Annotated in this window: 24 protein-coding genes; 12 read left to right on the top strand and 12 right to left on the bottom strand. The window is 60.7% G+C overall.

All coding sequences use genetic code 11. From position 1 onward, the window contains the following. The 4 genes from AB4Z53_RS21270 to AB4Z53_RS21255 all read right to left on the bottom strand — a co-directional run bounded on the left by AB4Z53_RS21270 (position 1) and on the right by AB4Z53_RS21255 (position 3,971). Complete coding sequence (locus AB4Z53_RS21270) at positions 1 to 816, bottom strand: hypothetical protein (RefSeq protein WP_441597613.1); 816 nt, start codon at positions 814 to 816, stop codon at positions 1 to 3. Then, positions 813 to 2,102, bottom strand: coding sequence for an O-antigen ligase family protein (locus AB4Z53_RS21265; protein ID WP_441597612.1), 1,290 nt, complete (start codon positions 2,100 to 2,102; stop codon positions 813 to 815). The genes AB4Z53_RS21270 and AB4Z53_RS21265 overlap by 4 nt, the downstream gene beginning before the upstream one ends. Before the next feature lie 417 nt (positions 2,103 to 2,519). Then, the gene (locus AB4Z53_RS21260) at positions 2,520 to 3,311 is read right to left on the bottom strand and encodes a LuxR C-terminal-related transcriptional regulator (RefSeq protein WP_441597611.1); all 792 of its coding nucleotides are present in this window, start codon (positions 3,309 to 3,311) and stop codon (positions 2,520 to 2,522) included. Between the two features lie 417 nt (positions 3,312 to 3,728). Further along, entirely contained in the window at positions 3,729 to 3,971 is a 243-nt protein-coding gene (locus AB4Z53_RS21255; RefSeq protein ID WP_441597610.1) for a hypothetical protein, read from the bottom strand. A gap of 297 nt (positions 3,972 to 4,268) precedes the next feature. On the opposite strand from AB4Z53_RS21255, the gene AB4Z53_RS21250 reads away from it, so the two are divergent. The 7 genes from AB4Z53_RS21250 (at position 4,269) to AB4Z53_RS21220 (ending at position 7,341) form a co-directional block, all read left to right on the top strand. Continuing rightward, positions 4,269 to 4,553 (top strand): DUF1236 domain-containing protein, encoded by a 285-nt coding sequence (locus tag AB4Z53_RS21250; RefSeq protein WP_441597609.1) that lies wholly within the window; start codon positions 4,269 to 4,271, stop codon positions 4,551 to 4,553. 39 nt (positions 4,554 to 4,592) lie between these two features. Beyond that, positions 4,593 to 4,748, top strand: a complete 156-nt coding sequence (locus AB4Z53_RS21245; RefSeq protein WP_441597608.1) for a DUF3309 family protein — start codon at positions 4,593 to 4,595, stop codon at positions 4,746 to 4,748. After that, on the top strand, positions 4,749 to 5,780 hold the full coding sequence (locus AB4Z53_RS21240) for a DNA topoisomerase IB (protein ID WP_441597607.1): 1,032 nt from the start codon (positions 4,749 to 4,751) through the stop codon (positions 5,778 to 5,780). 288 nt (positions 5,781 to 6,068) lie between these two features. Next, complete coding sequence (locus AB4Z53_RS21235) at positions 6,069 to 6,215, top strand: hypothetical protein (protein ID WP_441597606.1); 147 nt, start codon at positions 6,069 to 6,071, stop codon at positions 6,213 to 6,215. Between the two features lie 212 nt (positions 6,216 to 6,427). Beyond that, positions 6,428 to 6,625 carry a hypothetical protein gene (locus AB4Z53_RS21230; protein ID WP_441597605.1) on the top strand — a complete coding sequence of 66 codons (198 nt, stop codon included), beginning with the start codon at positions 6,428 to 6,430 and terminating at the stop codon, positions 6,623 to 6,625. Positions 6,626 to 6,684: 59 nt separating this feature from the next. Then, positions 6,685 to 6,897 (top strand): hypothetical protein, encoded by a 213-nt coding sequence (locus AB4Z53_RS21225; RefSeq protein ID WP_441597604.1) that lies wholly within the window; start codon positions 6,685 to 6,687, stop codon positions 6,895 to 6,897. A 204-nt stretch (positions 6,898 to 7,101) separates the two neighbouring features. Then, on the top strand, positions 7,102 to 7,341 hold the full coding sequence (locus tag AB4Z53_RS21220) for a hypothetical protein (RefSeq protein WP_441597603.1): 240 nt from the start codon (positions 7,102 to 7,104) through the stop codon (positions 7,339 to 7,341). Between the two features lie 19 nt (positions 7,342 to 7,360). Here the strand turns inward: AB4Z53_RS21220 and AB4Z53_RS21215 are convergent, their stop codons facing one another. Continuing rightward, positions 7,361 to 8,413: a PAS domain S-box protein gene (locus AB4Z53_RS21215; RefSeq protein ID WP_441597602.1), complete on the bottom strand. Its 1,053-nt coding sequence runs from the start codon at positions 8,411 to 8,413 to the stop codon at positions 7,361 to 7,363. 283 nt (positions 8,414 to 8,696) lie between these two features. Next, positions 8,697 to 9,371, bottom strand: a complete 675-nt coding sequence (locus AB4Z53_RS21210; RefSeq protein WP_441597601.1) for a DUF1236 domain-containing protein — start codon at positions 9,369 to 9,371, stop codon at positions 8,697 to 8,699. A 151-nt stretch (positions 9,372 to 9,522) separates the two neighbouring features. On the opposite strand from AB4Z53_RS21210, the gene AB4Z53_RS21205 reads away from it, so the two are divergent. The 4 genes from AB4Z53_RS21205 (at position 9,523) to AB4Z53_RS21190 (ending at position 13,361) form a co-directional block, all read left to right on the top strand. After that, positions 9,523 to 9,726 carry a CsbD family protein gene (locus tag AB4Z53_RS21205; RefSeq protein ID WP_113539582.1) on the top strand — a complete coding sequence of 68 codons (204 nt, stop codon included), beginning with the start codon at positions 9,523 to 9,525 and terminating at the stop codon, positions 9,724 to 9,726. A 626-nt stretch (positions 9,727 to 10,352) separates the two neighbouring features. Then, on the top strand, positions 10,353 to 11,468 hold the full coding sequence (locus AB4Z53_RS21200) for a hypothetical protein (protein WP_441597600.1): 1,116 nt from the start codon (positions 10,353 to 10,355) through the stop codon (positions 11,466 to 11,468). A 453-nt stretch (positions 11,469 to 11,921) separates the two neighbouring features. Next, on the top strand, positions 11,922 to 12,191 hold the full coding sequence (locus tag AB4Z53_RS21195) for a hypothetical protein (protein ID WP_113538226.1): 270 nt from the start codon (positions 11,922 to 11,924) through the stop codon (positions 12,189 to 12,191). 186 nt (positions 12,192 to 12,377) lie between these two features. Then, entirely contained in the window at positions 12,378 to 13,361 is a 984-nt protein-coding gene (locus AB4Z53_RS21190) for a L,D-transpeptidase family protein (protein ID WP_441597599.1), read from the top strand. A gap of 111 nt (positions 13,362 to 13,472) precedes the next feature. Here AB4Z53_RS21190 and AB4Z53_RS21185 read toward each other — a convergent pair whose 3' ends face one another. After that, positions 13,473 to 13,661, bottom strand: coding sequence for a hypothetical protein (locus AB4Z53_RS21185; RefSeq protein WP_113538224.1), 189 nt, complete (start codon positions 13,659 to 13,661; stop codon positions 13,473 to 13,475). A gap of 163 nt (positions 13,662 to 13,824) precedes the next feature. Between AB4Z53_RS21185 and AB4Z53_RS21180 the strand changes: the two genes are divergently transcribed. Continuing rightward, a complete protein-coding gene (locus AB4Z53_RS21180) occupies positions 13,825 to 14,079 on the top strand; it encodes a hypothetical protein (RefSeq protein WP_441597598.1) in 255 nt (84 codons plus the stop codon). A 17-nt stretch (positions 14,080 to 14,096) separates the two neighbouring features. Here the strand turns inward: AB4Z53_RS21180 and AB4Z53_RS21175 are convergent, their stop codons facing one another. From AB4Z53_RS21175 to AB4Z53_RS21155, 5 genes are all read right to left on the bottom strand, one after another. Next, positions 14,097 to 15,143 (bottom strand): polysaccharide deacetylase family protein, encoded by a 1,047-nt coding sequence (locus AB4Z53_RS21175; RefSeq protein ID WP_441597597.1) that lies wholly within the window; start codon positions 15,141 to 15,143, stop codon positions 14,097 to 14,099. A gap of 183 nt (positions 15,144 to 15,326) precedes the next feature. Beyond that, the gene (locus AB4Z53_RS21170; protein ID WP_441597596.1) at positions 15,327 to 16,169 is read right to left on the bottom strand and encodes an HpcH/HpaI aldolase/citrate lyase family protein; all 843 of its coding nucleotides are present in this window, start codon (positions 16,167 to 16,169) and stop codon (positions 15,327 to 15,329) included. Beyond that, complete coding sequence (locus tag AB4Z53_RS21165) at positions 16,166 to 17,383, bottom strand: CaiB/BaiF CoA transferase family protein (RefSeq protein WP_441597595.1); 1,218 nt, start codon at positions 17,381 to 17,383, stop codon at positions 16,166 to 16,168. The genes AB4Z53_RS21170 and AB4Z53_RS21165 overlap by 4 nt, the downstream gene beginning before the upstream one ends. Continuing rightward, a complete protein-coding gene (locus AB4Z53_RS21160; RefSeq protein ID WP_441597594.1) occupies positions 17,380 to 18,429 on the bottom strand; it encodes an ABC transporter ATP-binding protein in 1,050 nt (349 codons plus the stop codon). Before AB4Z53_RS21160 ends, AB4Z53_RS21165 begins: the two co-directional genes overlap by 4 nt. A 30-nt stretch (positions 18,430 to 18,459) precedes the next feature. After that, entirely contained in the window at positions 18,460 to 20,559 is a 2,100-nt protein-coding gene (locus AB4Z53_RS21155; protein ID WP_441597593.1) for an ADP-ribosylglycohydrolase family protein, read from the bottom strand. Position 20,560: the final 1 nt, after the last annotated feature.

Below are 20,560 nucleotides of genomic sequence, written 5' to 3'. Positions count from 1 at the left end.
TCAGTGGTTCCTCGGTTCGATGGAATTGTGCCTGCGCTCATAGGCCAAAAGCACGGCTTGCAGCGTCTTGTCCGCTACCTCCTCGGGCGATACCGAGGCGGTCATATCCACGACCGCGAGCATGGGCAGGGTGTGTGATGCGTTCTGTAGCCTCCAAAGGTCGGCGGCAATCGTGCAATAGGCGCGCTCCGCCTTGCTCCAGAGAGCCCCCTCGCCCGTCGGCGTTTCACGCTGAAGGCGAGAAGCGCGATCGTCCCGGCTTCGAATGCGATTTCGGGCAAGATCGATGTCACCGCGCAAGTCGACAAAGACAATGTCGTCGAGCCCGATGGCGGCCATGACATCCAGCCAATGCTCGGAGGTGCCTCTATGACGGCTCCTCAGCAAAACCGACCAGAACCCCTGCAGCAGTCCCTGGTCAAGGACCGTGACATTGGCCCCCTTCGAGCGCTCCTCGGCCACGTAGGCGGCAACCGACCAGAGGCACCAGGTCCAGCGCATGATATCGACAGGCGCCTCCTGTCCGTCTTCGGCAACGAACTTTGCCATGCGCGTGGCCATCGAGCGAAAGTCACTGTTGCGCAGTCTTGGCAGAACGAGGTTCATGCGACTGAACTGCCGTGCAACGAGCGCCTTGTCTTCCCATGTCACTCTCTTTTCGTCGACGACGGCACCGGTGCATCGCAACCGTTCCGCCAGGAGGCGGGACGCCGTGGTCTTCCCGATACCGGGAAGGCCGAAGAACTCGATGAAACGAATTCCCGACGGCAGCGGGTACCCACCGACGCTTTCCGGATCCACGGCGGTCGCCCTCATATCTCCAACGTCCGCACCGCGGGCGGCATGGCCCCGGCGTAAATCACGCGGCTCGGTTCAGGCTCTGGCGCCAGCGATCGCTGCATGCTGCGATAGGCAACCAGCAGCGCCAGCGGGATCCAGAAGAATGGCGCGGTCGAGGGGCCAAAAGAGTCGCTCATCTGGTTCGCGACCAGATAGTTCCAGACACAGACCGCCGACCCGAGCAACATGACATTGGTGTTGGTCGCGTACCTGCTTCTGCCGTGTCCCATCAAAGTGGGAACCACGGCACTGACAAGGAATATCGCAACGACCAATACCATGACGGTGATCAGTCCGACGCCGGGCACGCCGAGGGTGCGAAAATATTCGATGAACAGGTTGTGGCTATGGGGCGCGATATCGCCGATCGGCTGTCCTGCGCCGACGCCTGTGAACGGATGTGCGAGACCGAGGTTGATCGAGATGGTCCAAAGCCGCTCGCGCGATACCATGGAATGGGCCTCGCCACCGGACATCTGGGTCATCAACAGCCGGTATGCCCGCGGATTGAGAGATTGCAGAATGATGAGCGCCGTCTGCAGCACCAGTGGTGCTGCGATCACGCCGGCAATCACCGTCAATGGCCGCTGCCTTCTGACCGCGAGGTAGATCGCATACAAGGCAAAGAACAGTCCGAGCCCAGCGACGCCGACGACAAAATTGGTCTTGGAGCCTGATTTCACCAGACCGAGAAGAACCGCGATCATGCAGCCGGCAAGCAGCACTCGATGTTTGCGGGTCGCGACCAATCGCGCGGCCACAAGCGGCAGCCCGGCCGAAAGCGCGATCCCCAACTGATTTGAATGCTTGAAATAACCTTCCGCCCGGTCCGCAAACTTAGCCCCGCCGAGGCCAACGACAACGAGGCAGGCCGTTGCGACACTCATGACGATCATCGCCGTCACCAGCCGGTCGATCAAAACCTGTCCATTCGGCCTGGTCGACATGGCCGCGATCGCCGGGATCGTGGCAAACCCGAAGATCTGCGCAAAGATCGCCCGCATGGCCCGCATCGGATTGTCGGCATGCAGCATCGACAGAAGGGACAGAATGATGATCAAGGCGGCGGTGATGAGCAATGCGGTCGCCAAGGTCGCTTCGGTGCGGTGAATACGTTTTCCGAGCTCACCATAAGATGCCACGCCGACGACTGCGCAAAACAGCGCCAGCAAGAACGACAGCGAACCGTCCGTCCCGGCAATCCGTGTGGCGCCCGGAAACCAGATCGACGCGATCAGCAGGAGAAGTGAGATTTGAAGCAAGGGACGCTCGGTCGACAAAAGCGCACGGTTCTATCAAGCAGGATGCTTTGGGCGGGTATTGCTTGCGGGATGAGATCGCCTGCAGGCGCCAGATTTTCGCAACCGCCGACGGCTCACGGCAGGGCGTGAGCCAGACTGATCTAAGAATGATATTGAAAGGAAATTTTTAGTATGCTGCCGCACTGCAGGTGAGTATTGCCTGCATTTCCAGTGCGTTTTTCGCATTCAGCGCCGGTCGGATACCATCGTATCCTTACGCGCATACGCAGAATTACCTATACGCCTACAATAGACGGAAGCCTTTGCTTATGCAAGCGATGTGCTTCCGGAACCGCTTTACGGCAACTCTAAACGCAAGAGACCATAGACTTTCGCTTTTGGTCTCCTGCGAAGCTTGACACCCCACCACACATCTCTTCAGCGCTGTCGTTGGCTGGAGCCGTCTGCCGAAGGATCACCGGGGAAGAGATCGTTTATCTTGTAGGCGACTTCTGTTCTGTTCGTCGCCTTGATCTTCTTCATGATGTTGCGGATATGAACCTTGACGGTGCTTTCACGCAGGTTGAGTTCATACGCGATGATCTTGTTGGCCTTTCCACGTCGCAGAGCTTCAACCACTTCCGCCTGGCGGGCCGTGAACATGCCGGCAAGCGGCCGCGCGGCCGTATTGCTTGTCTCCAGCAACTGACGCATGGCGAATACACTGCTGGCCGGCACGAAGATGCCGCCGGCCAAGGCAAGGTAGACAGCCTCTATGCACACATCAACGCTGACGGAGGAAGGGATGTAGCCCTTCGCGCCACATTCAAGCGCCTTCATGATTTGGCCAAGCTCGTCCGTGTCTGCCAGGACGATAACCGGCGCCGGCTCGAATTCCGACGACAATCTGCGAATTTCTTCGGCGACGGTCGGTTCAGATGCCTTTCTGCCGCCGATATTCAAGAGGATCGCAGACAGTTTAGGCCAATGACTGTGTCGCTGCCGCCATTCCTCGATTGATCCAAGGGCCAGCACACGAATCTCCGCCTTGTGGGCGACAATGCTTTGTGCCAAGCATTGCCGGTCAAGCGCACGACCGTCGATGATAACCAGCAAGTGTTCCTGCTGTGCTGATGCCTCTTGGCGCACCCCGGCAGTTTCGAAATGTTCGCCGGACAAGTGCACGGTATCGTTAGATAATTGCTTTCCATTCGATTTTTTTAAGATCATAATTACATTGCTCCCCGACCCGTAAATATTCAAGCCATGCGCGGCGATAATTCCCTCAGGGTTGCGCTACCAGGCCTTGAAAACTACTTCGGTTAATACTTGGAGAGCTTACCGACGCATTAACTTGACGGAGGCTCTCCGCTAAAAATCGTCGCAAAACACGCTTACACTACAGCAATCAATATATTAGAGACTACTACAAAGGGCGGCTGCGGAATACGATCAAATTGGGGTGTTGCGGATGAAAAAGGAAGTACGCCGCGGGTGTCGGCTGCTTTGAAATAGGTATCAGTCATCGTACCTAAGTACTATGCGCTGGTCGCCAGCCCTTCCATCCAAGGGCGCCGCTCGGTCGCGACGCGATTACCGTTAGCACGTGCCGTTCTGAAAGCTCCGGTGCAAGCAAGTATGTCGAACTCAGTGCCGCGTATTGCTTTTCGGAGCGAATTTCGTGCATGCCATGGCGGGTCGCAAGGGCGTGCGCATGGCCGCGACATACTCATCGGTCAATTCGAGCAAGGCCACGGCTATTTCGTCCCAGGACCAACCGGCATGCTCGGCAAACTCCGTCAGGATCCGGAACTGATCGCTCATTGCCAACTGACACTCGAAATCGCGTTCGGCACCGCCGACGACATTGGTCTCGATCGTTTTCACCATTGTTCCTCCTGTTCGATAAGTAAACTCTGAGGAACGACCGCGAGTTCCGACAAAGCTGAGAGGTTTGCGCGCAATCCGTCGAATAGAACCCATGACCAAAGTTCCGAAAAGCGAGACATTTCCGCCCGATAGGCAGCCAAGCCGGAACCTCTGATAAATGATCACCGCGCTGCCGCTATGGCTCCACGGATGTGGCAAAGGTCGGTGTCTCTACCACGCGATCAGCCGCTCGATGCGGCATTTCGGAACCATTCTCGCGATCATCGGTTGGGCCCCCACAAGTTAGGAGGCTTGATCATGAAGAAAATCATCCTGGCAAGTGTTTTCGCGGGCCTGTCCTTCGGCGGTATCGCTGTGGCGCAGACAACCGTCGTCGTGCCCGGTGAAGTCAAAACGTATGTCCTTGAACAGAGCGGTCCTTCCGTCGTCTATCAGGGCGACATTGTCGTGGGAACGCGCCTTCCAGATACCGTCGAGGTCCACACGATCCCGGATCAACCTACTTACGGCTACGTGGTTCTCAACGACCGGAGAGTGCTGATCAATCCGCAGACCCGCGAGGTCATCGAGATCCTGCAGTGATCGTCAGCTCAAAAACGCGAATAGCGGAAGGACAGTAAGATGCTTGCAACCGTACTGCTGATCATCCTGATCCTGCTGCTGGTCGGCGCAATTCCCGCATGGCCCCATTCTTCGAATTGGGGCTACGGGCCATCCGGTCTCGTGGGCGTTCTGGTCGTCGTACTGTTGGTCCTCTTGTTGATGGGGCGGATCTGATTGGAAAGAGGCCAGAGCGCGTCACCGGCAGAGCCCGACCTTGTCTACGTTTCAGACCGGGAGCCGGGCTACAGCCGGTGGCGTGTAGAAGGTGGTTTTTGCTATCGCCGTCCAAACGGCGCCACCTTGAAAGATTCTCGGATCATCGCCCGCATCGAAGCGCTTGGATTGCCGCCAGCCTATGAGCGTGTCTGGATCTGCATGAACAAGAACGGCCACCTCCAGGCGACCGGCTACGATGCGCGCGGGCGAAAGCAATATCGCTATCACGAGGCGTGGCAGAACCTGCGAAGCCTCGCCAAGTTCGAGCAGCTCCAAGCCTTTGCCAAAGTGCTGCCACGGATGCGCCGAACCGTGCGCAGACACATGAACGGGCCGATCGACGAACCGACCACAATTCTTGCGACGCTGGCTGCCCTGCTGGACCAGGCGCCGCTTCGCATCGGCAATTCGAGCTACGTCGAACAGAACGGCAGCTACGGCGCCGCCACGCTTCTCAAACGACATCTCAGCATCCGCGACGACCGCATCGAACTGAACTTCAAGGGCAAGGGCGGGCAGCGGATCCGCAGGCGGCTGCGCAATCCCCGACTGCAACGGATGCTGGAAGAGATTGCCGAGCTTCCCGGACGCCAGCTCTTCGTGTCGGTGGGGCCTGACGGCAAGACCCAGCCGATCGAGTCCGGCCGCTTCAATCGCTACCTTGCCGATGTTTCCGGCGCGCCGATTTCCGCCAAGACCTTCAGAACCTGGGCAGGAAGCGTCGCCGCCTTCGCGGTCGCGCGAGACGCGCTGCAGGAAGGCCTGCGCCCGACAGTCAAGCAAATGTGCAAGGCGGCTGCGGACGTCCTCCACAATACCCCCGCCGTTTGCCGCAAGAGCTATGTCCATCCGGCCATTCTCGCCCTTTCCAAACCGGGCGGAGCAATTCCGCGTGGCAGCCGCAACGCAAAGGCGCCGAACGGCCTTCGCGCTGACGAAGCTGAGCTTGCCCGGTTTCTGAAAAGACACGGGCCAAAGACGCCTCGATAGAGCCGAGACGTCCTCCTCGAGCATCCCCTCCTTGGCGCTTCTCCGACCAACCGGTGGCTGGCTCAACGTCGCCCGCAATGGAAGCACACGGCATAGCCCTCACGACCGGGATGCGGCATCGCCTGACTGCCGACGAACCATGCAACCGCCCTCTCTGCCCTTCGATACTGTGATCCGGGGTGGAACAAAGTCACGGAGTGCGGGTTGGAGGAAGCTTTTCTCCAGGAGAAACCTATGCACACCAACGGGCAAGATAGAAGCGCAGCCATACGCCCGCAGGAAATGGCGATGCTGCAGAACGTGCTCAATCAACTTTTGAGGGAGAAGAACATCTCGCCCGCGGACACGCGGGCGGAAACCCTTGCGGCGCGCATCATCGAACTGTTTCGATCGGGCGTCCGCGATCCGGAGGCTCTCAAGCTGATGGCCGGATAAACAACGAAGCCCAAATGCAGCATGCCGGCTGCGCGCTGGCCCGGCGAAGAAAATACCGGGAACCAATGGTGCGCTAGCCGGTTCGGCTGCCGAAGGAGTGCACGGTGATGCGCAAGGAAACGCCAGCGCGCGATGATCCATACAACCCGCCTCATGCCAATTCTGCTGCGGACAATCATCCGCTCGAAGGCCAATTGGAAACGTTGCGGCAAATGACGAGAGAACTCGAGCACGAGATCGACGACATCCTTGCGGATGCGCGTGAAGTCGTTGGCGCAGCGCCCGGCGTGAACCGCGCGAAGGTGATCAAGGCGCTCGTTGCCGACAAGCGTCAGAAGCTTCTTCGTCTGCAATCCTACCTGGTGATGCTTGAGGAGCGCGTGAACCGCGAAGCGATCGGCTCCCACTGAGCAGCCGAACGCAACAGGCCCGTTGCCGAAGGCACCACCGCTCTTCCTTGGAGGTGGAAATGCCCACGCTATTGCGGTTTCTCATTTGGCATCTGTCGTCCGGCTTTCTGCTGGGAGCATTCACCGCTCTGGCGATTGCGACTCAAAATCCCGAGATCCTGGGCCACAGCGGCGCAATCGAGCCTCTCGCTCTTGTCATGCAGGTTTTCGCCTTTGGCGCCTCATTCGCCATGGGCAGTCTCGGCACGGCCTTGATGGGCAAAATCGATTGATCTCAACGAGCTGCAGCCGCGTGCTTGCAATCGCTTGGTCGCGCCGCGCTCGCTGGGGATGGATATCAGTCCAAGCTCACTGGCAGCGTTTCCGACAGGGAACAAAAAGCGGCTTCGAGCACTTGGGCACGCTTACGCAGTACCCCGCGGATCGGCGTGGCCTGCGGAGGAAACACCAACACTACACGGCATCAGGAGATCGAGATGGCACAGCACCAGCCCGCTTCCTACGGGAACAAACCGCGCGCACCTGCCAAACGAGGGCGCGCCCGGATCATCAATCCGTCGGAGGCCGTCTATCACGGGCACTACGATCTTGCGGAATTTATCGCGATGTATGGTCTGACGCCGCTGGACGCGCGGGAGATCTTCGCGCGCATCGGGCCGGCCCGCAGCGACCTCGACAGATACATGAAAGCGCACCGGCAAGACATGGCGGGGTGATTGCGAGAACCCCAGCGTGCTATGGCACCTCGGTCGCCGCCGGTGCGGCGGCCGCATGGTAGGGCTCCAGGAAGCGATCAGCCGGTCCTGCCAGCCGCCACCGTAGCATTCCATCGCCGCAGGCGACGTCGACCGTCGAGCTCAGCGCCTGCGCGGCGCTACGCCTCAGCACCACCGCGCCGAACCCGGATTGCGGAATGCTCGGGCCTTCGCCCCCCGGCAGCACGCGCTCTTCCCAGGTAATCGAGAAGCCGCGGATCGGTCCGCGTTCGGCAAGGGTCCATCGCACGGAGATCGCGCCGGCTCGCTCTTTCAGCACGCCACCGCGCAACGAATTCAGCGCCAGCTCGTGGATCGCCATTCCGAGGTTCTCGATTGCGACCGGCACCAGCGCCAGAGAGGGCCCTTCGACCTGGCAAATGTCGCCCGGGTGAAACGGCGCCATCTGCGTTTCCACGAGATCTCCAAGATCGGCGCCTTTCCAGTCGGCAGAGGCAATCAGATCGTGAGAGGCCGCCAGGGCCCAGATGCGCTCCTCAATACGCTTCTGGAACGTGGCGGCATTGGAAGCTTCGCTGCGGCTCTGCCGGATCATTGCAAGGATGATGGCGTACTGGTTTCTGACCCGGTGATTGACTTCGCGCAGGAGAAGGCGAATGCGGCGTTCCTTTTCTTTGGTCGACGTGATGTCGCGTGCAACCATCGACGCCCCGACGATCTTGCCTGCACCGTTTCGAATAGGCGAAACCGTCAGCGAAACGGTAACGTAGCTTCCGTCCTTGCGTTGACGCACCGTTTCGAACGGCTCGATCCGCTCTCCCCGCCTGAGGCGGTCGAGCAGTCTCATCTCTTCTTCGTGAAGATGCGGCGGGATGATCGTGAGGATGGACTGCCCCATCATCTCGTCGGCCAAGTAGCCGAAGAGCCGCTCCGCCGTCACGTTCCAGGTGCGGACCGTGCCGTCCAGATCCTTGCTGACGATAGCATCGAAAGACGATTCCACCATCGCTGCGAAACGCGCCCGAAGGACATCGTCGGCGACAGCGTCCTCATCAAATAGGCGTGACGGCATCGGTTCTGCTCGCTTCCGGCCGGGCATTCTTTGCGGGTTCGTATTGCCTGGCCCAGCTACTACGTCCCAAACTCCCAATTGTTCCGCTGCATGGGAGTTCGGCGCCTACTTTCATGGAGCTCGGGCGCATCAGTGCGAACTGCGATCTTCTATCGACTGGCGTAGGGCGGCCGAATTTCTTAGGAGCGAACCCAAAAACCTCTGCCCCCCAACAATGGCTGGCTGCCAATGCGGGCCATAGCAACGGGCCGCTTGGCAACCCGTCGGCCCGTTTCTTGCATGATCAGGCGAGGATCACGACAACTTCCAGCGATGACGGGTCGACGATGACGATCCGGCCATCCGCCAGCACGAAGAACAGGTAGCCTTCGTAAGCCGGGACAATCCTGACAATGCGGCCCGGCAGCGGTTGCAGCTTGACCTTGGTGGCCCGGGGCACGACGACACCGACCGAGACATCGAAATCGACATCGATAGGCCGGACCTTTTCCTTCTTGATGACCTCAGTGATCTCGGTCTTTTGTTCGACAGTCACGTTGGTCGTGGACTTGGCGCTCTGTCCTTGGCCAGACGACTTGGACTTGCTTTGACCAGACTGCGTGGCTTCCCCCTGTTTGACGGGCTGCTCGTTGCCCGATTTCTGGCTTTGGCTCGCATCGTTCTGCTGTGCCGCACCCCTTTGTTCCTGGGTTTGGCTCTCGGCGCCGGCTTTCTTTCGATCAGTCTTTTGCTGCTCGGTTGTCTGACCTTGCTGTGTCTTCCCCTGCATCTTAGGCTGTTGGCTCTGTTCCCCGCCGCCCTTTGGGCATTCCGTACCAACGGGACATTTGCTCGACTGACCTTGGGCTGGCTGTTCGGCGGCCTGCCCCTGAGCGGGTTGTTCTGTCTGGGCGAAGGCCGGGATGCCCATGGCACCAAGGCTCAAGGCCAGGGCACTTTTGATAAGGATATTGGTCATTGGAACTCTCCAACTTGTTCATCGGCACTGGCGCCCAAACCATTATGCTTTCCTAATGTTCCGGAGATTTCGGACAGCGCGAGGACCTGGAGAGAACCAATTCGGCCTCTGCGAGTTGGGGTGGTGTCTCAAGATTGAGGAGGATCCTTGAATGGACTGGAACCGTATCGAAGGAAATTGGAAGCAGGTCAAAGGCAAGATCAAGGAGCAATGGGGCAGGCTCACCGACGACGATCTTGACCAGATCGCCGGCAACCGGGAGCAGCTCGAAGGCCGAATCCAGGAACTCTATGGGATCGAAAAGGACCGCGCCCGCACTGAGGTCGATAATTGGTATGGTCGTCAAACCTGGTAGGTGGTGGTTCAAGTGACATGGCCGCCCCGGAACACACGCAATCCCGGTGCGGCCTGCCTAAAAGAATGACCGCTTGGTGGACGTCTTTCAGTCTTCGGTCGTGATTGACCTCCCATTCTGGAGGTCCATGGACCAGAGGGCTTGCCGCAGCCCGTTGTGCCGTGCATTCTTTCCTGGGTCCGCATTTCTCAAATCGGACCTTAGTCCTATGGGACTTGGCAAAGGTCTTACCTACTTGGCGCGCACTCAAATCTCAGAATATTCTAATGCAACTATAACGTCACCCAGCGCCGCGGTTGCGGTCCCTCGGGTAGGGTGACTTAGGAGCCAATTTACGCCGTGGCACCAAATGGCCTCGCGAATGCATCGATGGAGCACGTGAACCTGTACGCGCAGGAGCAATAACAACGAAGGCAACTGCCATGGAGCCATGCCGCTGACTCAGGGTGTCACCGTCCCAACAACTGAGAATATCTATCGCTTTTGCTTCCAGAAAGCTTGTTTGCAGGGCGACAACGTCTAATTCGGGTCAATAGCTTACTTTCCCAAACCGATATGCGGTGGGGCCGGTAGCGAGCCGGCTTATATTTCATACGTTTTCTTTTTGCGGTCAGAAGCGAGTGAAGATGAGCGAAATCCGTTCGCTTGAACGTGCGGACATTCCCGCGATTGCCGGCATGTTCCAGCGGGTGTTCCGTAACGACCTGGGCCGACCACCGCCGGCACTTGCCGATTACATGCAGCAGCTCTACCTCGACGCCCCCGGCTGCGACCCCGAGATACGCCCGCTCGTGCACGTGAACGACAAGGGCGCCATCTCCGGTTTCGTCGGCGTCAACGTCCTGCCCATGGTCCTGAATGGCCGTCGGCTGCGGGCAGCCATCTGTGGCTCGCTGATGGTCGAGGATCACGAGAACGATCCCTTGGCCGGAGCGCGCATCCTCAAGGCCTTTCTCGCCGGCCCGCAGGATCTCTCCTTCAGCGAGACCGCAAGCGACGTTTCGGCCCAGATGTGGACGCGCCTTCGGGGTGTCGTCCTGCCGCAATACAGTCTCGATTGGGTGCGCGTCATCCAGCCCGCGTCCTTCAGCCTGAGTGTTGCGTCGAACTGCATCAAGCCGGCGCGTCTTGCAGCCCCCATTGCGCGAGCCGTTGACGGCGCCTACCGCAAGCGGATGGCGCCGGGCGAACAACGCTGGTCCGCCGTGTCTGCCGCCGGCGCAAGCCAGGCCGGTTTCACCGCTCAGGAAACCGATCGCAACGGCTTTGCCGCCGTGGTCGATCGCTTCATCGGACAGTTCCCGCTGCGCCCCGACTGGGCTGAAGGGCAGCTCGACAACATTCTCGGCGATGCGGAGCAGAAGCCCGAGCACGGCACGCTTGTCTACGCGCTGGTCACGGCGCGCACCGGCACACTCGTCGGCGCCTTCGCCTATTACGCTAGAGCCGGAGAAATCGGGCGGGTTCTGCAGGTGCTGGCGCTGCCGGGCCAGGCCGGACCGGTTATCGACTGCCTGGTCGATCACGCCGCCAAGCGCAACCTTCCGGGTCTGAGGGGCCGGACGCAGCCGGCACTGATGGAAGCCATGCTCGGACGCCGGATTGCGTTTGTCCACGTCTACTCAGCTGTACTCCACTCTCGTGATCCGGCAATCGTCCAGGTATGCCGGGAAGGACAAGGCTTCTTCAACGGCATTGCCGGAGAACACTGGTGCCGCCTAATCTCCGGCACCTTCAGTTAACATGGCACTGCGGCCGCGCCTGCTTCGATGTTCGATCGCTATGCCGAACTCTATTGGGCAACTCCGTCACGGGTCAGTCTAAGCTTGGTTCCATATTCCAGCAACGCGACGCCGGAAATGTATACGCGGTATTCGTCAGCCCCCGGCAACATCGATGAGGCATCGACCCAAGGCACGCTTTCTTGCTGCTCCGTCACGAGAACATTCAACGCAGGAGCTTTAAGAGGAGCAACCCAGCGTCACTGGCTTAATTCCATGAAGAGGTATAGATTGACCGGCCGGTCGTCGCCCCAGAGCCGACGGCTGGGAATGACTGCATGGGAGTCGGGCGATTGAAGCCTGTCTCCCCCAAGAAGGTTCGCGGGTCGAAGCCAATATCGGCTATGTCCCGCGCGAGACTGAGAGCGTCAACTGGAAGATGGGCCGGAAATCGCGGCCTCCAGGGAGGTTTCAATGCAGCGGGCAGTCAATGATATCAACGGCCAATGGAATTCAACCGAGCTTGAAATGCTCCAGCGAACATTCGACCGCGTCTGCCTGTGGCAGAACATCCCGCCGAACAGTCTGCGTGCAGGACGGCTGGTTCGCTATCTGAACGATCAGCTTCGTGGTGGCATCTGCGACGAGGGCACCCTGTTTGAAAACGCCATGTTACTGGAGCGAGCGCGTTCCGAGGCGACGTCCTTCCCCCGGCGCGGCGCGCCGATGCGTGTACTCAACTAGCTCCATACCATCGCTGGGAGCGTGAGACTTGCGATTTGCGGGGCGAAGTGTTTCCGCGCCGACCATCGGGCCGGCGCGTTAAGTTGTTATTGGACCAATCGAAATCGCCTCGGCTTACCGGGATATGGACCCGGCTGACCGCGGCGTGTGGACAGGCGGGAACAAATCCGGCGCACAGGCCATTGAGTGGTCATGAAAAACGTGACCCTGCCGGCAGTACTGTTGATGCTGTTTCCCGCCGGTACCGCCTCGGCCCAAGTCCTTCAGCCAGATGCGATCAACACTGCATCGATCTCACCCACTTCATTGGCGCCGAAGACGGGCGCTTCGGACCAACCCGATCCCGCCATCGTTCGGCTTCAAGTTCTCCTGGACCGCGCGGGTGCATCACCGGGCGTGATAGACGGCTTTGACGGTGAGAACGTTCGCAAGGCGGTTGCTGCCTTCGAGACCATGCAGGGTCTACCAGCAGACGGCAAACTCGACCCCGATGTCATCACCCGCCTTATGGACGAGGCGCCCGTGGTGCAGCCCTACCTCGTTTCCGAAGCCGACACCAAGGGGCTCGTCGCCACGATCCCCGAAGACTATTCCGAGCAGGCGAAAATGGACCAGCTCGGATTTACGAGTGTCGCGGAGAAGCTCGCCGAGCGCTTTCACATGGACATCGATCTCCTCAAGGCGCTCAATGCCGCCTCGACGTTTTCGGTTGGCGACACGGTGTCCGTCGTGATCCCCGGGGCGCCAAGTCAGGGCGCGGTCAAACGCATCGAAGTCCATCGGCGCTCCGGTCAACTCATGGCCTTCGCCGGTGACGGCAACCTGATCGCCGCCTATCCGGCCACGATCGGGAGCCGGGAGACCCCCTCGCCCTCCGGAACGCACAAGATCAAGGGGGTCGCTCGCATGCCTCCCTATGTCTACAATCCGAAGATCAACTTCCGGCAGGGCGACAACCGCAAGATCCTGACCGTGCCCGGCGGCCCGAACGGCCCTGTCGGCAGCATCTGGATCGATTTATCGAAGCCAACCTACGGTATCCATGGTACCCCGGAGCCATCGATGATCGACAAATCCGGATCGCACGGATGCGTTCGCTTGACGAACTGGGACGCGGAGGAATTGGCGGGGATGGTCAAACCCGGCGTGATCGTCAAGTTCGTAGACTAAGCCCCGCCGACGAAAAGCTGAGACGTCAGGCTTGCGAACGAATAGATGAGAGAATGCAGCCGCCCGAACGGGCGGTTCGACCGTGGTATGCCGTGAGCCTGTGTCGAGCAATCAGCGTATACGCGTCTGAGCGCGCACGATGTTCATCTGAAGCTCATGGCTCGTCGCGTATCTGCCGAGCACCTTGATCAGGCGCTGCTCTTCGGTCTTGTGAATGCCGGTGCGCCGGCAATAGTCCGAAACGTCCCAGATATGCCTGGCCTGGGAGTTGTCGACTGTTCGGATATCGGCATGTTTCATCCTGTGCCTCCCCTTGCAAACGAGTAACGTTGGGAGATCGGTTTGGTTCCGCCCGAGACGCTGAAATGCAAGGCGCCGGCGGCATTTGCTGCCTTCAAGGGAACGTAGTTTTCGCCCGCTGGTTTGGGGCGCGAAATACCCCCCGAAACAGGAGACAGATGCAATGTTCAATAGACTTCTGATTGCGGCCGTCATGGCCACTTCACTCACCGGCGCCGCCATGGCCCAGACGGACATGGCCTGCGATCAGGCCGGCATGACAAAACTGGAAACGGATGTGAGCTCCATTACCGACGCAACCAAGAAGGCGATGGCCACCAAGGAGCTGGCCATGGCCAAGGAAGCCATGGCGGCAAAGGATACGACGAAGTGCAAGACCCACATGGAGAACGCCATGAAGAATAAGGACGCCATGTAATCCTGAGCAGCCGCCGGCTAGGGTGTTTCGCCGCTTTCCGTGTAGCTTGACACCCAGGCCGGTGGCTCCTGCTCCTTGCTGCCATCCACCTTGATGCCGCGTTCCCTGGCCCACCGATAGCCCCACATGGGACCATATTTCGTGGCGAAATCGGGAGATCTCTCATAGGCAGGATGCATCTGCGCCTCATCCAGAGAGACGAAGCGGTATCCTTCTCCTTCAAAGATCGCGAGCAACCGCTCAATCACGGCGGCATTGATACGGTTGACGTGAAGAAGCATGATCGCCGGAGGTTCACATCCGAGAACCGTCTTGTTCAGCGCCGCATAATAAGCGATCTCTTCGCGGCTATAATCGACATAGGCATCCTCGATCTTCCGTCTCACGGCGCCTTTGCCTTCCGCCAAGGCGCGTTCATAGGCGGCATCAAAGATGTAGTCCGAAGTATCGATTGTCGAGGCAGCCAATTGGTAGCCGCGCTCCCTTAGCAGCGTCTCAAAGGCGACGCGCCGCTCCGGCGTGTCGCCGACGTGATTGTAGGGAAACCTGAAGAAGCGCAGCGAACGACCAGCCTTCCGTGCGAGCGGCGCAATAGGTGCCTCGCCCTTGATCGCCTCGCACCGGAAGTCGTCAATGCCGAGGTCGTTGCTATCGGCGTGGCTGAAGGTGTGATTGCCGAGTTCCAGTCGCCCACCGTTCCAGAGCGCCAACAGTTCCAGACCCTTGTCGCCCAAGGCATCCACGCGCTTCTCGACCACAAATCCGGTCGCCGGCGACCGGAATTTCTCCAGTCCCTCAAGGATTGCGGCGTTCGCCTCACTTGCGGTGTTCGCGAGGTCTCCTGCTCCAGCCTCACCGGCGCCAACGAACGGGAGGTCGTCGAAGGTTATCGCAACGCTGCGTTCGGAGCCCTTCGCGCCGGCACAAATTTCCGGCCATTCCTCTGCCATCGCCGACGATGAAACGAAGAGGACCGCGACGGCCAGAAGAACAGGCCACGACCCCACTCGCTTTGATATGACCGCGACGTGGCTTACGGTCGTTCGGCGCACGACATCCTGCATGAAGGGCTCCCACTATCCCGGCTGAACCGGGACGCAGAGCGTCACCGGCAATTTCGCAAGGACGCGGGTATTCGGGTTTCGTTGCCGCAACATTACGCTGGCGATGCGCGACCACCTTGTGGCGTACGAAACGCCGGCCTCTCGCGTCGCGATCCGAATGAGAGGGYGATCTTCGCCAGCTGACTAATCGATCTTCTGCAAGATGCGACGGGCGCGTTCGATAATCGGCGCATCCACCATCCGGTCACCGACCAGGAAGGCGCCCTTACCCTCGGCCGCAGCACCTGCCGCCGCGTCGAGCACGGCACGCGCCCAGGCGACCTTTTCTTCACTCGGCGAGAATGCGGCATTCATCATCGGCACGGCAGAGGGATGAATGCAGGTTGCGCCATCAAAGCCGTGGCGGCTCGCTTCGCGGGCGGCGGCTTCAAGGGCGTTGCGCTGCTGATAGTCTGCGACGGTCGTCAGTGTCCCGAACGACAACTTGCCCTCCGCCTTGGCCGCAAGATGCACGAGCAACTTCGGCAGACGCAGAACCTCGGGCAGCGGCTCGGCCCCCATGCTGGTGGCGATATCCTCGCCGCCGGCCACGAGGCCCAGCACGCGCTTGCAGGCGGCAATCGGTCTTGCGTCCAACACCGCGCCGGCATCCTCCAACAATACGACGAAGGCGAGCGGGTCACGCCCGAGTTCGCGCTCGGTCGCTTCCAGGTGTTCTGCGAGCTTGCCCAAATGCTCCGGCGAACTTGTCTTGGCAATGAACAGGCCGAAGGCACCGGCGCGGCAAGCGGCCTCGGCATCCGCCCTCTGCAGCTCCGGCTCGGCATTGATGCGCACGAACACCTTGGCGCCACCTCGTCCCACCAGGGGTACGGACTGCGGAAGTCCTGCGCGTGCTGCCTGCTTTTCACTGTAGGCGACGGAATCTTCGAGATCGAGCACAATCGCGTCGGCACCCCGCTCATGGGCCTTGGCGATGAAGCGTTCGGACGACGCAGGCACATAGAGAAGAGACCGCAGTCTCATGCCGCCTCTCCTGCCAGAACGAGGTCGATTGCGCCTGCATCCAGCCCGGCTTCAGCAAGAACTTCAGCCGTGTGCTCTCCAAGCGTGGGCGCGGGCCTGCGCCAGACGCCCGGCGTCTCGGAAAGCCGCGGTACGATGTTGTGCATCGGCAAGCTGCCGAACTCGGCATCCTCCACATCGACGATGATCTCGCGTTCGGCGAAATGCGGGTCGGACGCAGCATCTGCAATGTTGTAGATCGGCCCAACCGTCGCACCGGCATCGCGCATGATCTTCAACGCCTCGTCATGATCATGGCAGGCAAACCAGCCGCCCACGGCCTCGTCGACCAGGTTCCGGTTTCGGACGCGTTCGGAGTTGGTTGCGAAGCGCGGATCCTGATTCATGTCTGCGCGGCCGATGATCTCGAAGATCCGCCTTGCGACCTGGGGCGTCGAGCCTGATAGCGCCACGTATTTGCCGTCGCGGCAGCGGTAGACGTTGCGCGGGGCGGCCGTGTTGGAGGCACTCCCGACTCGCTCCTTGATCTTGCCGGTCGTCTGGTAGATCGCCGCCTCGGGGCCGAGTACGGAAAACATGGGCTCCAGCAGCGAAAGGTCGACCACCTGCCCTTTTGCGTAGCCGCGATCGCGTGCGAGCAGCGCCGTCACAGTGGCCGAACTGCCGTATACGCCGGCGATCATGTCGGCGAGCGCCAGCGGCGGCAGCACGGGCTCGCGGTCGGGGAACCCGGTGCGATAGGCAAATCCGCTCATGCCTTCGACGATCGTGCCGAAGCCGGGGAACTGCGCATAGGGACCTGTCTGGCCGAAACCCGAGATGCGCACGATGATCAGGTTGGGGTTGCGGGCATGCAGAGCTTCCGGCGAGAGCCCCATGCGCTCCAGCGTTCCCGGCCGAAAATTTTCGATGAAGACATCGGCCGTATCGATCAGCGCCCAGAGCGCCGTCATCGCCGCCTCTTGCCTCAGGTTCAGAACGACGGAGCGCTTGTTGCGGCTGTAGGTCTTCCAATAGAGCGAGTGGCCGTCGTCCTTCCAGTCCCGAAGCGGATCACCGGCCGGCGGTTCGATTTTGATGACGTCTGCCCCCGCATCGGCGAGCTGCAGCGACAGCATGTTGCCGGCGACAAGGCGTGAGAGATCCAGAACACGTGTACCAACAAGCGGCCCCTTGGCAGAGGCGTCGAACTGGCGCTTGGCAAACCCGCTCATCTGATACGCTCCCCGGATTCCTTGTCGAAGAGCAGAACCTTGTCGGCATCGATCGTCAGCGTCACGTCCTGGCCAGCCGTAAGCAGCTTGCCGCCGTGAACGACGACCGAGATATCCTGGCCGCCCATATCGACGACGATCTCCTGGTCCTCGCCGGTTGGCTCGACGAGGCTGATGCGGCCCGGCACGCCCGATGTACCGAGCGTGATGTGCTGCGGGCGGATGCCGCAGACAACCCGCTTGCCCGCCTGCAACTGCCGGCCGAGCGGCAGGGACACACCGCCGCGGGTCAGGCCCTTCTCGCCCTCGGCAATCGCCTCGATGAGGTTGATCTCCGGCGAGCCGATGAAGCCGGCGACGAAGAGATTGGCGGGATCGTTGTAGAGTTCCAGCGGGGCGCCGGCCTGCTCGATCTTGCCGCCGTTCATTACGACGATCTTGTCGGCCATGGTCATGGCCTCGGTCTGGTCATGGGTGACGTAGACCATCGTCCGGCGCAGTCGCTGGTGCAGCTTCTTGATTTCGCTACGCATCTTCACGCGCAGCTTGGCATCGAGGTTCGAAAGCGGCTCGTCGAAGAGGAAGGCGCGCGGGTCGCGCACGATGGCGCGACCCATGGCAACACGCTGGCGCTGGCCGCCGGAGAGTTCCCGCGGCAGGCGGTCCAGTAGTTTTTCGAGACCGAGGATTTCTGCCGCGTCGGTCACGCGCTTCTGGATCTCCGCCTTCGGCGCGCCGGCGAGCTTCAGCGCGAAGCTCATGTTTTCCGCGACCTTCATGTGCGGATAGAGCGCGTAGGACTGGAAGACCATGGCGATGTCACGCTCTTTCGCCGGCATGTCGTTGACGACCTTGCCACCGATGGTGATCTCGCCGGCTGAAATATCCTCCAGCCCGGCGATCATCCGCAACAGCGTGGACTTGCCGCAGCCCGAAGGGCCGACGAGCACGACGAATTCGCCATCACCCATTTCCAGCGAGATGTCGTTGAGCACGGCCACGCTGCCGTAGCTCTTGCCGACGCTTCTGAGCTCTATCTCGGACATGTTTCCTCCCTTTCTTTCCGCCTCGCGCCGTTAGCGCTCGGCGACCTCGAGCCGACCGATCGACATACGCCCGGCAGACGCCATGCGCAGGCCGGCCATGCCGTAGCGCAGCGTCGCATCGTCCGCCTGAAGCACCCGCTCGCCGTCAATGGAGAGCGTCAGCTTGCCGCCCTCAACCGTGAGATCGACCGCATAGCTCCGACCGTATTCGATACGGAAAGGGCTGCGCGCGAGGACCTTCGTGCCGTGGTCTTCGAGCAGGATCACGGCTTCGCCGTTCTCAAAGCCGGCCGCATAGAAGCGGCTCGTGCCTTGAGCGCGCGCCACCACCAGGTGCGAGGCACCCGAGTGCGGCTGAAGCTCGGCCTTGACGCTGACGTCGCGGAGATAGGCGTTGCCCGTCCAGGCATCCGCGTTGGTTGCCGTATGGGCATGGATGCGGCCCTGCTGCAGGCTCCAATGACCGCGGTTCCAGGTGAAGCGGGTAATGCCGCCCCATTCGTGCGCTTCTTTCGCCGGATCGATAACGACGCGGCCCTTGCCGGACACAGAGAAGTCCGCAAGGAACAGCCGGCCGAGGAACTTCAGGCGACCGAAGTACTCGACCAGGATGCCGACTTCGTCGACCGCCTCGCCATTGCCATCGGGGATGGTAAACTCATAGTCCTGCCAGCCGCTCGCCGAAGGCACGTGCCAGGCGCCGGTTTCTTGAATGGTGCCGCTCATGGCGCGGCGAACATAGGGTGCCACGCGCAAATTGCCGTCGCCGTTCCACGGGTCGAGCCAGAGTTTGAACTTCACTGTCTGGCCGTCATCGGCAAGCGGGGTGAACATCGGGCGGTAGCGCTCGTCGTCGAAGTCGGAGCGGCGATAGAAGGGCTTCCAGAAGATGCGTCCGCCATGCCCGCGTTCGAGCCGGTCGAGCAGGATTTCCAGCGATCCCTTGGCATTGTCCGTATGGCGCTCCGCCGATGCCTTGACGGCGATCTGGTTGAACGGCTCGGTGCGGAAGCCATGGGTAGCGCCCGGAGCATCGAAATCAAAGCGCACACCGCGTCGCTCGAAATCCTCGACCCAGTGTGCTGGAACTTCGCGTCCCTCCAGACGGAGCGCCAGCACGGTCAGTTCGCGCGCAAAGGAGGGAATGTCGACGACGTTGATCGAACCGGTTACGCCGGAGGCGACGACAAAATCGTTGATCGGCTTGCGGTACTTGTCCCAGCTTGGGCGCACCTGCTGCAAAGTGCCGACGATCGCACCGGCATTGCCGGCGTTGCAGTCCGTATCCCAGCCGGCCATGGTGGCAATCTCGACGGTGCGCGGCAGATCGCCCTGACCGTAGATCAGGCTCATGACGAGCACGCCGGCATTCGGAATGATGTGGCAGACGCCGGGATAGCGGTCATAGCCCCAATCCACCGTCAGCATGTCGCGGCAAGCGCGCCAGTCATTGGGGTTGCTGTCATAGAAACGCAGCACCGCGCGCGAGACCTTGGCATAGAGCGAGTCGGCCGGGATTGTCGCAAGACCCGTCTCGATCACGTCCTCGATGCTCCTGGCAACGAAGGCCTGGGCGATGGCCGCGGCACAGAAGCGGGCGCCATGCAGGCCCTCGCCGTCATGGGCGACACTTGCCGCACGCGCGGAGGCTTCGGCCGCCTTCTTCGGGTCGGCCGGATGCACCCAACCCCAGCTGTCGATGAAGATCTGTCCGCCGATCTGTTCGGCAACCGTCGTGCCGTTCTGGGCGATCGAGCCAGACTGCGGCGCCGGGATGCCGGCGCGAAGGTTCTGGTAGGCAGTATGCTCGGTCGAGTTGCCGAAGCCGCCCCACCAGTACATGCCGTGTTCCTCGGCCGCGTAGTTCAGCCATGTCTTGCCGACCTCTTCGGCCGTCGCGCCGAGGCCGTAATCGCGCAGCGCCCGGATGAAATAGACCGGGCCGTTGGTGTCATCATCCGCTGCGAAATTCTTGAAATCGCGCAGATATTCCGTCACCTCGCCATAGGTGTCCCGGATGCGTTCATAGCTCCAGATCGTCGGCTCGACGGGTGCGCCCAAGCGCACGCCGATCGCCTTGCCGATGAAACCGGAATAGATACGCTCGAAGATTTCTGTGGTGCTGAGCATC

It is taken from the genome of Ensifer sp. 2TAB8, assembly GCF_052115125.1.
In the GTDB taxonomy this organism is placed as follows: Bacteria; Pseudomonadota; Alphaproteobacteria; order Rhizobiales; family Rhizobiaceae; genus Ensifer.
The sequence above is the reverse complement of the archived record's forward strand: the minus strand, read 5'-3'. Positions and strand labels throughout refer to the sequence as shown.

Excerpts from the sequence above, each read along its gene's own strand:
- AB4Z53_RS21270 (WP_441597613.1), bottom strand. The coding sequence starts at position 816 with ATGAGGGCGACCGCCGTGGATCCGGAAAGCGTCGGTGGGTACCCGCTG.
- AB4Z53_RS21260 (WP_441597611.1), bottom strand. The coding sequence starts at position 3,311 with ATGATCTTAAAAAAATCGAATGGAAAGCAATTATCTAACGATACCGTG.
- AB4Z53_RS21255 (WP_441597610.1), bottom strand. The coding sequence starts at position 3,971 with ATGGTGAAAACGATCGAGACCAATGTCGTCGGCGGTGCCGAACGCGAT.
- AB4Z53_RS21250 (WP_441597609.1), top strand. The coding sequence starts at position 4,269 with ATGAAGAAAATCATCCTGGCAAGTGTTTTCGCGGGCCTGTCCTTCGGC.
- AB4Z53_RS21245 (WP_441597608.1), top strand. The coding sequence starts at position 4,593 with ATGCTTGCAACCGTACTGCTGATCATCCTGATCCTGCTGCTGGTCGGC.
- AB4Z53_RS21235 (WP_441597606.1), top strand. The coding sequence starts at position 6,069 with ATGCTGCAGAACGTGCTCAATCAACTTTTGAGGGAGAAGAACATCTCG.
- AB4Z53_RS21230 (WP_441597605.1), top strand. The coding sequence starts at position 6,428 with ATGACGAGAGAACTCGAGCACGAGATCGACGACATCCTTGCGGATGCG.
- AB4Z53_RS21225 (WP_441597604.1), top strand. The coding sequence starts at position 6,685 with ATGCCCACGCTATTGCGGTTTCTCATTTGGCATCTGTCGTCCGGCTTT.
- AB4Z53_RS21220 (WP_441597603.1), top strand. The coding sequence starts at position 7,102 with ATGGCACAGCACCAGCCCGCTTCCTACGGGAACAAACCGCGCGCACCT.
- AB4Z53_RS21215 (WP_441597602.1), bottom strand. The coding sequence starts at position 8,413 with ATGCCGTCACGCCTATTTGATGAGGACGCTGTCGCCGACGATGTCCTT.
- AB4Z53_RS21210 (WP_441597601.1), bottom strand. The coding sequence starts at position 9,371 with ATGACCAATATCCTTATCAAAAGTGCCCTGGCCTTGAGCCTTGGTGCC.
- AB4Z53_RS21205 (WP_113539582.1), top strand. The coding sequence starts at position 9,523 with ATGGACTGGAACCGTATCGAAGGAAATTGGAAGCAGGTCAAAGGCAAG.
- AB4Z53_RS21200 (WP_441597600.1), top strand. The coding sequence starts at position 10,353 with ATGAGCGAAATCCGTTCGCTTGAACGTGCGGACATTCCCGCGATTGCC.
- AB4Z53_RS21195 (WP_113538226.1), top strand. The coding sequence starts at position 11,922 with ATGCAGCGGGCAGTCAATGATATCAACGGCCAATGGAATTCAACCGAG.
- AB4Z53_RS21185 (WP_113538224.1), bottom strand. The coding sequence starts at position 13,661 with ATGAAACATGCCGATATCCGAACAGTCGACAACTCCCAGGCCAGGCAT.
- AB4Z53_RS21180 (WP_441597598.1), top strand. The coding sequence starts at position 13,825 with ATGTTCAATAGACTTCTGATTGCGGCCGTCATGGCCACTTCACTCACC.
- AB4Z53_RS21175 (WP_441597597.1), bottom strand. The coding sequence starts at position 15,143 with ATGCAGGATGTCGTGCGCCGAACGACCGTAAGCCACGTCGCGGTCATA.
- AB4Z53_RS21170 (WP_441597596.1), bottom strand. The coding sequence starts at position 16,169 with ATGAGACTGCGGTCTCTTCTCTATGTGCCTGCGTCGTCCGAACGCTTC.
- AB4Z53_RS21165 (WP_441597595.1), bottom strand. The coding sequence starts at position 17,383 with ATGAGCGGGTTTGCCAAGCGCCAGTTCGACGCCTCTGCCAAGGGGCCG.
- AB4Z53_RS21160 (WP_441597594.1), bottom strand. The coding sequence starts at position 18,429 with ATGTCCGAGATAGAGCTCAGAAGCGTCGGCAAGAGCTACGGCAGCGTG.
- AB4Z53_RS21155 (WP_441597593.1), bottom strand. The coding sequence starts at position 20,559 with ATGCTCAGCACCACAGAAATCTTCGAGCGTATCTATTCCGGTTTCATC.